The following is a 12,665-nucleotide window of genomic DNA, read 5'->3' on the forward strand; positions in this document are numbered from 1 at the left end:
CATTTTTTTATTTTAATAACAAAAAATTACCAATGTTTGACATTACTGATTTAAAATCTATGAAGCTTCCTGAATTACAGGAAATAGCTCAGGAGATGAAGGTTCCTAAATTTCGTAGCTTTAACAAAAGCGACTTAATTTACCAAATACTTGATTTTCAAGCATCAAACCCTCCATTACCTAAAAAACAACAAAACGAAAAGGAAACTGCTGAAGAAAAGGTAAATCCTGCAAAAAATCAAAATAAAAAGAAACACGCAACGCCCAAAGTAGCTTCTGAAAACAACAAAACCGAACAAGTTGAACAGACTGAAAAAGAAACTATTATTACTGAAGAAAAAAAACAGGAGCCAACTAAAAATCAAAACGTAAAAAAGAAAAATACTCCTGTCACAACCAAAGAAAATAAAAAAACAGAAGCCAGAGAAGTTTCCTCACAAGATTCCAACGAAGGAAGCAAAGAATCGAAGCAATTCAAAAAGCAACAAAACTTCCAGAAAAAAAACAACCAACAAAACACTCAGAATCAACAAAATAACCAAAACAACAAATCCAATTTCAATAAAAACGGAAATGGGAATGGAAACGGAAATAACCAAAACCACTCGAACAACAATCATTCTGAAAACTTTGATAAGGAGAAAAAAAATCGTTATCGTTCCCCTGAGTTTGAATTCGACGGAATTGTAGAATGTGAAGGTGTTTTGGATATAATGCAAGATGGTTACGGCTTTCTTCGTTCTTCTGATTATAACTACTTAGCCTCGCCTGATGATATTTACGTTTCACAATCACAAATCCGCCTTTTCGGGTTGCAAACAGGTGATACTGTGCTGGGTGCGGTTCGTCCTCCAAAAGAAGGAGAAAAATATTTTCCACTGCTTAAAGTGCTTAAAATAAATGGTCTTGACCCTCAAATTGTGCGTGATCGCGTTTCTTTTGAACACTTAACGCCTCTTTTCCCTGATGAAAAATTCAAATTGGCAGAAAAAGGAAGTACCATTTCTACTCGAATTATTGACTTGTTTTCTCCTATAGGAAAAGGGCAACGCGGAATGATTGTAGCTCAACCTAAAACAGGTAAAACAATGTTACTCAAAGACATAGCAAATGCTATTTCGAAAAATCATCCTGAAGTTTATTTGATGGTTTTGCTTATTGACGAGCGTCCTGAGGAAGTGACTGATATGCAACGAAGTGTGAAAGGTGAAATCATTGCTTCTACTTTTGACAAAGAAGCTTCGGAACACGTACGAATTGCTAATATCGTATTGGAAAAAGCGAAACGGCTTGTTGAATGCGGACACGATGTGGTGATTCTTTTGGATTCTATCACACGATTGGCACGAGCTTACAATACTGTTCAACCTGCTTCAGGTAAGGTACTTACGGGAGGAGTTGATGCCAACGCACTTCACAAGCCCAAACGATTTTTCGGTGCAGCTCGGAATATCGAAAACGGAGGTTCTCTTTCAATTATAGCGACAGCTCTCACAGAAACCGGTTCGAAAATGGACGAAGTTATCTTTGAAGAATTCAAAGGAACAGGAAATATGGAACTGCAGTTGGATAGACGCATCGCAAACCGCCGTATTTTCCCTGCTATCGACCTTGTTTCATCTTCAACACGTCGTGATGATTTACTGCTTGATGAGAAAACATTGCAACGCACTTGGATTTTGCGTAAATACTTGGCAGATATGAATCCTGTGGAAGCTATGGAATTTATGGAAACCCAAATGAAACAAACCCGAAATAATGAGGAATTTCTCATCACGATGAACAATTAGATTTTCCAAAATACAAAAAAAGCTATTTCCTCTCAGAAATAGCTTTTTTTTATTTTCAAAATAGATGAAATTAATTCTCTTCAACCATATCTAATTCCACACGGAGGTTATTTATGATGAATTCCTGACGATCGGGCGTGTTTTTACCCATATAAAACTCTAAAAGTTGATCTGTATGAATAGTTTTGTCCATCATTACAGGCTCTAAACGCATATCTTCACCAATAAAATGCTTAAACTCATCGGGTGAAATCTCTCCTAATCCTTTAAATCGAGTAATTTCAGGCTTTCCTTTTAGTTTTTTGATTGCATTTTGCTTTTCCTCTTCGCTATAACAATAAATTGTTTGTTGCTTATCGCGTACTCGAAAAAGAGGCGTTTGCAAAATATATACGTGTCCTTCTTTTATCAATTCCGGGAAAAATTGCAGAAAGAAAGTAATTAAAAGCAAACGAATGTGCATTCCGTCCACATCGGCATCCGTTGCAATGACGATATTATTGTATCTCAAATCGGAAATGGATTCTTCTATATTTAGTGCAGCCTGCAACAAATTGAATTCTTCGTTTTCGTAAACAATTTTTTTCGTCATTCCGAAGGTATTGAGTGGCTTTCCTTTAAGACTAAAAACTGCCTGCGTTTCTACATCGCGTGACTTGGTAATAGAACCCGAAGCTGAATCTCCCTCGGTTATGAAAAGAGTAGTTTCCAAATTTCGTTCTTTTTTGGTGTCCGTTAAGTGAATGCGACAATCACGAAGTTTTTTGTTATGTAAACTAACTTTTTTTGCCGTTTCCCTCGCCGATTTTCTAATTCCTGCCAACTCCTTGCGTTCGCGTTCTGCCTGTTCAATTTTCTTTTTTATTTCATCGGCAACAGCCAAATTTTTATGAAGAAAATCATCCAAATGTTTACCAATAAATTCATTGATGTAAGAGCGTATCGACGGCATTCCCTCACCCATTTCCACTGAACCCAATTTGGTTTTTGTCTGACTTTCAAAAACGGGCTCCACCACTTTGATTGATATTCCTCCAATAATTGACTTGCGGATATCCGCAGCGTCGTACGATTTATTGAAAAAATCCCGAATGGTTTTCACGTAAGCTTCTCTGAAAGCCAACAAATGCGTTCCACCTTGAGTAGTATTTTGACCATTTGCAAAAGAGTAATATTCCTCACTGTATTGCGTTCGGCTGTGCGTTACCGCTACCTCAATATCAGGTCCTTTTAAATGAATAATGGGATAAAGAAAATCTTCTTCGTTATTATTTTCTGTCAACAAATCTTTTAATCCATTTTCAGAATAATATTTCTCACCGTTGTAATGTATTGTAAGTCCCGTATTCAGATAAACGTAGTTTTTTAACATCCGTTCGATGTACTCTTTTCTGAACTTGTAATTTTTAAAAATACTTTCATCAGGAATAAAAACCACGGTTGTTCCTCTTCGTTTAGAAGATTCCTCAATGGGAGATTCTTCTTGCAAAATACCTTTTTCAAATGTGGCGGACTTTGATTTATTGTCTCGTATGGATTCTACCCTAAAGTAAGCTGACAAAGCGTTCACAGCTTTCGTTCCCACACCATTTAGTCCCACCGATTTTTTAAACGCCTGAGAATCATATTTCCCGCCAGTGTTCATTTTGGAAACCGCATCAATCATCTTTCCTAAAGGAATTCCCCGTCCGTAATCTCGTACCTCTACCCGATTATCCGTAATTTTAACCTCAATGGATTTTCCTGCACCCATAACAAACTCATCAATACAGTTATCCAAAATTTCTTTCAAGAGGATGTAAATTCCGTCATCTGGAGAAGAACCGTCACCAAGCTTCCCGATATACATTCCTGGTCGCATACGAACGTGTTCTATAGGGTCTAACGACCTGATATCATCCTCAGTATATTGTTGTATATTTTCCATAGTTTTAACTTTTTGAAATCCGTGCGAAGATACTAATTTTTGAAAAGAAAAAATATCCTCCACTGAAAAATTTATTTATTTTCAATCTGCTTTTTTATATCTAATAAAGATTTAAAAAGCTTTCCGTCAGACACTTGAGCTCCTTGACGAATTAAATTAAATATTTCCAATTTACGGTCTTCTTCCAATTTTTTTTTCCCCGTATAAAGCTGAACTTTATCAGAATGTATGTTATTTTCAAGCCAGTGAAATCCTTCCGAAGTTGTTAAATCAACAGTTTTGTTTGAAATTAAAACGGAAATCATTTGAGCATCATTCTCTCCAAAATAGAAACAATTAACAGACTCACTATCAATTCTTTCTAAAAATTTAACTTTTTCCAAACTCTTTTCCCAAACCAAATCGCTGAAGATATCAATTTCTTCCTCTGCTATGTGTGGTTTTTCTCTTTTTATGATTTCCCATTCATCGGAAGTAATTTGTTGTGAAGCCAAAAAACGAGCAAAATCGTGATGGAGTTCTTCCAGCTGTTCTTTGGTTAAACGTGTGTATTTCATTTATTTACAAAAATTAAAAGTTGAGAGTTAAAATGCTTTTACGCCCTAATTCTCAACTGTTAAACATATTTTTCTTTTGATAGAAACGAAAAGAAGAATTAATCTTCCAAAGATAAGTTTTTCAAAACATCAATAGCTTCATCATACTGATTTTCAAAAACATATACTTCCACTTGCATTGGAATTTCACTTGCAAATCCTGCCAATCTCCCTGATTCCGTGCGGTCTTTTATAATTGGCTCAATTCCAATTTCTTCCAAAGCCAACTTTATAAGATTAGCTTGAATTGAAGAACCTTCGAATATTTTCTTTAATTCCGGCATATTAATTTGTTTTTATTTATTTCAGAAAAGTCCATAAAGCAAGCCATCAACCTTGTTTATTATTTCGCCCAAATCCTCAGGATTATCCACGAAATTAATGTCATCCACATCAATAATCAATAGCTTTCCTTTATCGTAATTTTTAATCCATTGTTCATAACGTTCATTTAAACGATTAAGATAATCTATTGAAATAGAGCTTTCATAATCTCTTCCTCGCTTATGAATTTGCTTCACTAAATTTGAAATCGTACTTCGCAAATAAATAAGCAAATCGGGCGGTTGCACAAGCTTTTCCATCAGAAAGAAAAGCGATTTGTAATTTTGGAAATCTCTCCCGCTCATAAGTCCCATTTCGTGCAAATTGGGTGCGAAAATGTGAGCATCTTCGTAAATTGTTCTGTCTTGTATTATGTTATTTCCCTTTTCACGAAAATCTAAAACCTGACGGAAGCGACTATTTAAGAAGTAAATCTGTAGATTAAAACTCCAACGTTCCATTTGATGATAAAAATCATCCAAATACGGATTATCTACAACATCCTCATAATGAGCTTCCCAGTTATAATGTTTTGCTAAAAGAGCTGTTAGTGTGGTTTTTCCTGCTCCAATATTTCCTGCGACGGCTATATGCATCAGTATTAACTATTTTTAATAATGTATTTATAATTCGTTACTGTTTTTCAGTGTGTTATTGTATTCATATTCTGCTTCGTCACGTAAACATTTTATCATTGACGTATTTTTGATTTCCTTAATTACGAACGAACTTTGAATGTTTGCAATTATTTCCAATTTCGAAATTTTATGCACAACAAATCTCTGATATTCTTCCATATCGTTTAGCACCAATTTGAGCAAAAAATCATAACCTCCCGCCATATACGAGGCTTCAAGAACTTCATCTAACGTGCTTATATACTTTTCAAATTCTTCAAAAAGCTCTCCTTGATGACGCAACAATTTTACCTGACAGTACGCTACAAGCTTCTTACCTAATTGTTTAGGATTAACCACTGCGACATAATTTTCTATAATTCCGCTGGTTTCCAATTTTTTTATTCGCTCGTGTACGGGCGTGATGGAAAGCCCTACCTTTTCTGCTAACTTTTTGATGGACTGCTTTCCGTCTTTCTGCAATTCATCAAGTAGCATAAAATCTATATGGTCTAACATTTGCATAGTTATTGAGTTATTAAGATTAATGTCGGTAAAAATATTTTATTTTTTTGAGAAACACAAAAAAACAGAAAAAAATTTCTGTTTTCTTTTAATTAAATCCTTAAAAATAATATTATTATCACTTTTTCAGAAAAGCATAATAAAACACCTATCCTAAATGATTTCCAAACTTATTTTTAACCTCGTTTAGTATTTCTTTAATATTTTGTTCGTTTTGTTTCGGGCAAATCAGCAATACTTCTTCCTTATCCACAACTATGTAATCATTAAGACCCTCAATTACAACTGTTTTCCCCTTTTCGGAACGCACAATATTGTTAGTTGCATTTCTGAACAAAACTTGAGCATTTACCACTGCATTTTGCGTTTCATCCTTCGGAAGTTTTTCATATAGTGAACCCCACGTTCCTAAATCGTTCCAATCGAAGCGAGCAGGAAGCACATATATATTGGAAGAAGGCTCCAAAATGGCATAATCAACCGAAATATTATCGGCTTTGGGATAATTCTCTTTGATAAAATCTGGTTCTTGCTCCGTGTTATAAAAATCACTTCCCTTGTCAAATAGCTCATACATAACAGGTTGATATATTTTAAAAGCTTGCAAGACACTTCGTACGCTCCAAACAAAAATCCCTGCATTCCACAGAAAATTCCTCAATTGTAAAAATTCCTTAGCAGTTTGATAATCAGGCTTCTCCCGAAATTGACTTACTTTTTTTATTTCATCAGAAGTGTTTTTATCATACTGAATGTAGCCATATCCTGTATTGGGAAACGTAGGAATAACTCCTAAAGTCATCAGAATATCAGCATTTTGTGAAGCTTCAAAACACTTTTTCACATTTTCAGCAAAGACGGTTTCATTCTCAATCCAATGGTCACTTGGAGCAACAATCATCAGTGCATTGGGATTTCGTTGTTTTATTTTCATCGAAGCATACAATATGCAAGGAGCTGTATTTCTCATACAAGGCTCTAAAACAATGTTTTGACTATCTATTTCGGGGATTTGCTCCTTAACTAACTCACCATATATTTCATTGGTCAAAACTAAAATATTTTCCTTTTGAATGAAGTTATTAAGTCGGGAAAAGGTTCTTTGAAGCAATGTCTGTCCCGTACCCAACATATCGTGAAACTGTTTCGGGTAGCTTTCGGTGCTGATAGGCCAAAAACGAGAACCGATTCCACCCGCCATAATTACTGCATAATAGTTATGATTCATAAATAAAATATGATAAGTTTTTCGCAAAGGTAGAAAATATTTGAATTAAAATCAATTTCAAACAACGGAAAATATCAATTGCGACAAATGTTAATAAATAATACCTTAAAAGAATGTATAATAATATTTTTTTTACTATGTTTGTGGGCATTTTTAACCGTACTACATAATTTCAGGTGTAATAACAATTAATTTGAAAATCATCACATTAACTACAGATTTTGGAGAGCGAGACTACTCCGTCGGAGCTGTGAAAGGTGCTATTTATAGCAATCTTCCGCAGGCTCACGTTGTTGATATTTCACACTTGGTTACTCCTTTTGATGTTCTGCAAACGGCTTATATCCTCAAAAATGCTTACATACATTTCCCGAAAGGAACCATTCACGTTATTGGTGTGGATTCGGAGCGAACTCCCGAAAAAAAGCACTTGATTATGTATCTTAACGGACATTATTTCATTGGGGCTGACAATGGTATTTTTCATTTATTATCTGAAAATGAGAAAGATGTAGAAGTTTATGAAATCGGAGAAAATGAACCTGTTACGCTATTTCCGGCACTTGATTTCTTTCCGAAAATAATAGCCAAAATAGGCAATGAAATTCCTCTTGATAAAATCGGAAAAAAAACAGATAATTACCTGAAAATAAACTACTTAAAGCCTGAAATTTCACGAGATAAATCTTTCATTTACGGAAGTATCATCTATATAGACCATTACGGAAATGCAGTGAGTAACATTAGTCGTTCGCTATTCGATGAAATCGGGCAAAATCGTGATTTTGAAGTGATTTTCAAAATGTATTCGTTGGGCAAAATACACAATTTATACACTGATATAATCGATTTTAGAATTCCAAAAGAAAACAGAGCACCTGAAGGAAGAGATTTACTTTTATTCAATAGTATTGATTTACTGCAAATTAGCATCTACAAAAGTGATTTGAGTTCTTTAGGAGGAGCTTCCACCCTTTTGGGAATAGAATGTCTTGATAATGTTACAGTGCATTTTTATTAAAAAATAAAAACGAACATATTTAATCATAAAAACATAAGAATATGACATTAATTAAATCTATTTCAGGAATTCGGGGTACAATCGGCGGAAAACCCGAAGACAATTTAACTCCAATCGACGCTGTAAAATTTGCCGCTGCTTACGGAACTTGGCTAAAATCAACCTTAAAAAAAGAAAATATCCGTGTGGTTTTGGGACGCGATGCCCGAATTTCAGGCGAAATGATTCAGAATTTGGTTGCTTATACGCTTGTAGGCTTGGGAATTGAAGTGATTGACACAGGTTTGAGTACCACCCCCACTGTGGAAGTTGCCGTACCAATGGAAAAAGCTGACGGAGGTATCATCTTGACTGCCAGCCATAACCCAAAACAATGGAACGCCCTGAAACTTCTCAACAATAAAGGAGAGTTTCTAAGCGGAAAGGACGGAGAAGAAATCCTGAAAATTGCTGAAAAGAATGATTTTAGTTTCTCTTTGGTCGATGATTTGGGGAAAATTACCAAAAACGACACCTACATTGATAAACACATTGAAGCTGTTCTTAATTTAAAAGTTTTAGACGTTGAAGCTATTAAAAAGAAAAAATTCAAAGTAGTTGTCGATGCTGTAAATTCAACCGGAGGAATTGCAATTCCTAAGCTTTTGAAAAAATTAGGAGTAGAAGTTGTGGAACTTTATTGCGAGCCAACGGGGCATTTCCCTCATAATCCGGAACCTCTGAAAGAACATTTGGGAGATATTTCTGCCAAAGTTGTTGCCGAAAAAGCTGATTTTGGAATCGTAGTTGACCCAGATGTGGACAGATTAGCGCTCATTTGCGAGGATGGAGAAATGTTTGGAGAAGAATACACTCTCGTAGCTTGTGCTGACTATATTTTAGGAAAAACTCCGGGAAATACTGCCTCCAACCTTTCTTCATCAAGGGCTTTGCGTGACGTTACCGAAAAACACGGCGGAAAATACTTTGCTTCGGCTGTGGGAGAAGTAAACGTTGTTGAAATGATGAAAAAACATAACGTTGTTATCGGTGGTGAAGGAAACGGCGGAGTAATTTATCCTGAATTGCATTACGGACGTGATGCTTTGGTGGGTGTTGCTGTGTTTTTGTCGCTTTTAGCTACGAAAAATTGTTCTGCAAAACAACTTCGTGAAAGTTATCCTGCTTATTTTATGAGCAAAAACAAAATTGAACTGACGCCCGATGTAAACGTGGATAACATTTTGAAAAAAATGGCAGAAAAATATGCTAATGAAAATGTGAACACTATCGACGGAGTGAAAATTGATTTTGCCGAAAGCTGGGCTCACTTGAGAAAATCAAATACTGAACCTATCATCCGTATTTATACAGAAGCCAAAAGCCAAAAAGAAGCTGACGATTTAGCTTTGAAAATCATTGACGATATCAAAAAGTTATAAATCAAAAAACTAACACTTTTATAATACATTTTGAAACTTCATCAAAGTTTATTTTTTGGTGAAGTTTCTTTCATATAAATCTATTTCAGTAAGAAGTATTCTTTAAAAATAAAAACTAAATTTTAACATTTTATTTGTACTCATATTTCTTATAAAAAACCTGTCTAAACTTTTTAAGAGGAAAATTAAAAGTTCCAAGAATTTTTAGCATTTTTGTTTTGCATAACAAAATGAAAATCAAGGAACTTTGAGCAAAGATATAATAAAAAAATGGATTATTTCCCATTTGAGTATTGGAAAAAGAGGATTTAAAACAAAATTTGATTTATCATTAATTTTTCTTCTGATAGTCAAACGATTAAAAACAGGTTGCCAGTGGAGGGAACTTCCGGTAGAAGTGTATTTTAAAGACCAAAAAATAAGCTATCAAACAGTCTATTATTATTTCAATAAATGGAGTAAAGATGGTAGTTTTAAGCGAATTTGGCTTAATTTGTTGCTTGAGAATCGGAGAAAATTAGATTTATCAAGCGTCCAACTTGATGGTAGTCATACTCGATGTCGAATGGGAGGACAATCTGTTGGTTATCAGTTAAGAAAAAAGTCAAAGACCACGAATTCTATCTTTCTGTGTGATAATTTGGGGCAAATTTTAGCAATGGGTAGTCCAAAATCCGGTAATCATCACGATTTGAATAATATAGACTTTGTTTTAAAAGAGATTTTGAATCTTTTGGAGGAAGCGAAAATAGAGCATAAAGGCTTGTTTGTCAATGCAGATGCAGGTTTTGATAGCCGAGACTTAAAAAGTTTTTTACAGGAAAAAGAAATAATACCTAATATCAAACAAAATCCCAGAAATGGACAAAATGAAAATATTTATTTTGACGAAGAATTATATAAAAATCGGTTTAAAATAGAGAGAAGTTTTGCGTGGCTTGATGGTTTTAAAGGATTGATTATAAGATATGAAACCCTAAACACAACTTGGATGGCTATGTTGTATCTAGGGATTATACTAACATTTATTCGAAAAGTTTAAACAAGTTTAAAGTTTACTTTTGCATTATTAACAATTTAATTTATTTAAGAAGATGAAAAAAATTATTTTATTATTCGGATTATTTGTGTCTTTCACGGCAGCTATGTCGGCTCAAGGTTCATTGGAAGTTAATAATTTCCAAATAAACGGAGGTTTTGGCTTTTCCGGTTGGGGTGTTCCTGTTTACGTGGGTGTTGATTACGGTATTGCAGAAGATTTCACCGTAGGAGGCGAAATTTCGTTCCGTTCCAGCTCTAAAGAAAATGTAAAATATTCAGGATTAGGAATTATGGCAAATGGTAACTATCACTTTAACAGAATACTAAGAATTCCTTCAGAATTTGACGTTTACGCTGGTGCAACTGTTGGGTATTTCCATTGGTCACACAATCACAAACATCCATACTTACAACCATATTACTCTTCTGGATTAGGTTGGGGGTTGCAAGTAGGCGGACGTTACTTTTTCAATGATAACTTCGGGGTAAACCTTGAATTAGGAGGCGGAAATACTGCCGCAGGAAAAATAGGAATCACATACATTTTTTAACAATCCGAAAAGGTTAGGAAAAAATGTACATTGAAAATGCATATCGCGGTAAAAGCCCAAAATGGCTATACGTAATCTGTCCGCTGTTATTTTTTGGTGTCACTATATTGAGCTTTTTAGCTTTTTTGGTGGTTGATTCCAGCGAATTGATAAAAGCATCTATCAAGCAGAAAGGAGAATTGCGTTTTTTTGCAGAAAATTTAATTTCTTTTGCGTTTTTTTGTGGCATTTTGCTACTTTGGGTTCGTTATGTACATCAACAGCCGTTGTTACATTTTCACACTTCACGAAATAAGATAGATTGGAAGCGTTTTTTCTTTTCTTTTTTTCTGTGGGGCGGAATTGTAACTGCGATGGTTTTTGCAGACTTTCTAATATTTCCCGAGGATTTTGAGTGGAATTTTCAACTCGAACCGTTCTTAATCTTGTGTATATTATCCTTATTACTTATACCTTTTCAAGCAGGATTTGAAGAGTATTTTTTCCGAGGGTATTTAATGCAAGGAGTCGGAATTTTTGTTAAAAATCGTTGGTTTCCGCTGCTTTTCAGTTCCGTAACCTTCGGATTAGTTCACGCTGCCAATCCCGAGATAGGAAAATTAGGCTATTGGTTATTAGCATATTACATCGGCACAGGATTTTTCCTCGGAATAATTGTTCTAATGGATGAAGGCTTGGAATTGGCTCTGGGTTTTCACATAGCGAATAACATTTTCTCTGCCCTTTTAATAACAAGTAGTTGGTCTGTCTTTCAAACACCTTCGTTATTAAAAGACATTTCCGAACCTTCGCTCGCGGCAACCATATTACCATCTTTATTGGTTTATTTCCCAGTAATGCTATTTATTTTTGCAAAAAAATATGGTTGGACAAATTGGAAAGAAAAACTTTTCGGGCGAGTATTATCTGAAAAAGAATTCCTTGAAAATCAATAACAAAAGAGAGCTAAAAGCTCTCTTTTTACTTTTATAAAATGCAATAAAATCGCACTTAATTAAAACGCTCAATTCATACGAATATATCAAAAAAAATTGTAACTTTGTCCTTTGATTACATTAAATAGTTATGGCGAATACTACCCAAGAAAATTTAGAAATCGTTAAAAAGGTTTTCACCAAATACTTGGAAGAAAACGGACACCGAAAAACTCCTGAGCGTTACGCAATTGTTAGGGAAATTTATGAAAGTGGTGAACATTTTGATATTGAAACGCTTTATATCAAAATGAAAAATAAAAAATATCGTGTGAGTCGTGCTACGCTTTACAACACTATTGAGCTTTTATTGGAATGTGGTTTGGTTCGCAAGCATCAATTCGGGCAAAATCAGGCACATTATGAAAAAGCATATTTTGATCGCCAACACGACCACGTAATCCTTACCGATACCGGCGAAATTATGGAGTTTTGCGACCCTCGAATTCAAGCTATTAAACAAACTATAGAAGAAATATTCGACATAAAAATCAACAATCACTCGTTGTATTTCTATGGTGTAAAAAACAAAAAAGAGGAAGAAAAATAGTATTTATCACTTTCTTTTTCTCGGATTTTAATTTGCAAATTAAAATCGATAATTCTTAAATATTTTATTTAAATAATCAAGTTTATAAGTCTGAAATAAA

General features: G+C 34.5%; 13 protein-coding genes. 7 read left to right on the forward strand and 6 right to left on the reverse strand.

All coding sequences use genetic code 11. The features are described 5' to 3' along the window. The first annotated feature begins 32 nt into the window (after positions 1-32). A complete protein-coding gene (rho, locus tag CGC58_RS00525) occupies positions 33-1,790 on the forward strand; it encodes a transcription termination factor Rho (RefSeq protein ID WP_095894627.1) in 1,758 nt (585 codons plus the stop codon). Positions 1,791-1,860: 70 nt separating this feature from the next. Here rho and CGC58_RS00530 read toward each other — a convergent pair whose 3' ends face one another. From CGC58_RS00530 to CGC58_RS00555, 6 genes are all read right to left on the reverse strand, one after another. After that, positions 1,861-3,717, reverse strand: coding sequence for a DNA topoisomerase IV subunit B (locus CGC58_RS00530; protein WP_095897046.1), 1,857 nt, complete (start codon positions 3,715-3,717; stop codon positions 1,861-1,863). A 71-nt stretch (positions 3,718-3,788) separates the two neighbouring features. After that, the gene (locus CGC58_RS00535) at positions 3,789-4,274 is read right to left on the reverse strand and encodes a DUF6495 family protein (RefSeq protein WP_095894628.1); all 486 of its coding nucleotides are present in this window, start codon (positions 4,272-4,274) and stop codon (positions 3,789-3,791) included. A gap of 98 nt (positions 4,275-4,372) precedes the next feature. Then, positions 4,373-4,597: a putative signal transducing protein gene (locus CGC58_RS00540; RefSeq protein WP_095894629.1), complete on the reverse strand. Its 225-nt coding sequence runs from the start codon at positions 4,595-4,597 to the stop codon at positions 4,373-4,375. Between the two features lie 21 nt (positions 4,598-4,618). Further along, positions 4,619-5,233 (reverse strand): deoxynucleoside kinase, encoded by a 615-nt coding sequence (locus CGC58_RS00545; RefSeq protein ID WP_095894630.1) that lies wholly within the window; start codon positions 5,231-5,233, stop codon positions 4,619-4,621. Between the two features lie 27 nt (positions 5,234-5,260). Continuing rightward, positions 5,261-5,779 carry an Lrp/AsnC family transcriptional regulator gene (locus tag CGC58_RS00550; protein WP_095894631.1) on the reverse strand — a complete coding sequence of 173 codons (519 nt, stop codon included), beginning with the start codon at positions 5,777-5,779 and terminating at the stop codon, positions 5,261-5,263. A 148-nt stretch (positions 5,780-5,927) separates the two neighbouring features. Next, positions 5,928-7,007, reverse strand: coding sequence for a mannose-1-phosphate guanylyltransferase (locus CGC58_RS00555; RefSeq protein WP_095894632.1), 1,080 nt, complete (start codon positions 7,005-7,007; stop codon positions 5,928-5,930). Between the two features lie 193 nt (positions 7,008-7,200). On the opposite strand from CGC58_RS00555, the gene CGC58_RS00560 reads away from it, so the two are divergent. From CGC58_RS00560 to CGC58_RS00585, 6 genes are all read left to right on the forward strand, one after another. Further along, positions 7,201-8,028, forward strand: coding sequence for an SAM hydrolase/SAM-dependent halogenase family protein (locus tag CGC58_RS00560; RefSeq protein WP_095894633.1), 828 nt, complete (start codon positions 7,201-7,203; stop codon positions 8,026-8,028). Between the two features lie 41 nt (positions 8,029-8,069). Continuing rightward, positions 8,070-9,449, forward strand: a complete 1,380-nt coding sequence (gene glmM / locus CGC58_RS00565; RefSeq protein WP_095894634.1) for a phosphoglucosamine mutase — start codon at positions 8,070-8,072, stop codon at positions 9,447-9,449. A 247-nt stretch (positions 9,450-9,696) separates the two neighbouring features. Further along, a complete protein-coding gene (locus CGC58_RS00570; protein ID WP_095894635.1) occupies positions 9,697-10,491 on the forward strand; it encodes an IS5 family transposase in 795 nt (264 codons plus the stop codon). A gap of 52 nt (positions 10,492-10,543) precedes the next feature. Continuing rightward, positions 10,544-11,041, forward strand: a complete 498-nt coding sequence (locus CGC58_RS00575; RefSeq protein ID WP_095894636.1) for a porin family protein — start codon at positions 10,544-10,546, stop codon at positions 11,039-11,041. A gap of 23 nt (positions 11,042-11,064) precedes the next feature. Next, the gene (locus tag CGC58_RS00580) at positions 11,065-11,976 is read left to right on the forward strand and encodes a CPBP family intramembrane glutamic endopeptidase (RefSeq protein WP_095894637.1); all 912 of its coding nucleotides are present in this window, start codon (positions 11,065-11,067) and stop codon (positions 11,974-11,976) included. Between the two features lie 130 nt (positions 11,977-12,106). Beyond that, entirely contained in the window at positions 12,107-12,565 is a 459-nt protein-coding gene (locus CGC58_RS00585) for a Fur family transcriptional regulator (RefSeq protein WP_095894638.1), read from the forward strand. Positions 12,566-12,665: the final 100 nt, after the last annotated feature.

This window comes from Capnocytophaga stomatis (genome assembly GCF_002302635.1).
Classification (GTDB): Bacteria; Bacteroidota; Bacteroidia; order Flavobacteriales; family Flavobacteriaceae; genus Capnocytophaga; species Capnocytophaga stomatis.

Coding starts and splice junctions, on each gene's coding strand:
- rho (WP_095894627.1), top strand. CDS start 33: ATGTTTGACATTACTGATTTAAAATCTATGAAGCTTCCTGAATTACAG.
- CGC58_RS00530 (WP_095897046.1), bottom strand. CDS start 3,717: ATGGAAAATATACAACAATATACTGAGGATGATATCAGGTCGTTAGAC.
- CGC58_RS00535 (WP_095894628.1), bottom strand. CDS start 4,274: ATGAAATACACACGTTTAACCAAAGAACAGCTGGAAGAACTCCATCAC.
- CGC58_RS00540 (WP_095894629.1), bottom strand. CDS start 4,597: ATGCCGGAATTAAAGAAAATATTCGAAGGTTCTTCAATTCAAGCTAAT.
- CGC58_RS00545 (WP_095894630.1), bottom strand. CDS start 5,233: ATGCATATAGCCGTCGCAGGAAATATTGGAGCAGGAAAAACCACACTA.
- CGC58_RS00550 (WP_095894631.1), bottom strand. CDS start 5,779: ATGCAAATGTTAGACCATATAGATTTTATGCTACTTGATGAATTGCAG.
- CGC58_RS00555 (WP_095894632.1), bottom strand. CDS start 7,007: ATGAATCATAACTATTATGCAGTAATTATGGCGGGTGGAATCGGTTCT.
- glmM (WP_095894634.1), top strand. CDS start 8,070: ATGACATTAATTAAATCTATTTCAGGAATTCGGGGTACAATCGGCGGA.
- CGC58_RS00575 (WP_095894636.1), top strand. CDS start 10,544: ATGAAAAAAATTATTTTATTATTCGGATTATTTGTGTCTTTCACGGCA.
- CGC58_RS00580 (WP_095894637.1), top strand. CDS start 11,065: ATGTACATTGAAAATGCATATCGCGGTAAAAGCCCAAAATGGCTATAC.
- CGC58_RS00585 (WP_095894638.1), top strand. CDS start 12,107: ATGGCGAATACTACCCAAGAAAATTTAGAAATCGTTAAAAAGGTTTTC.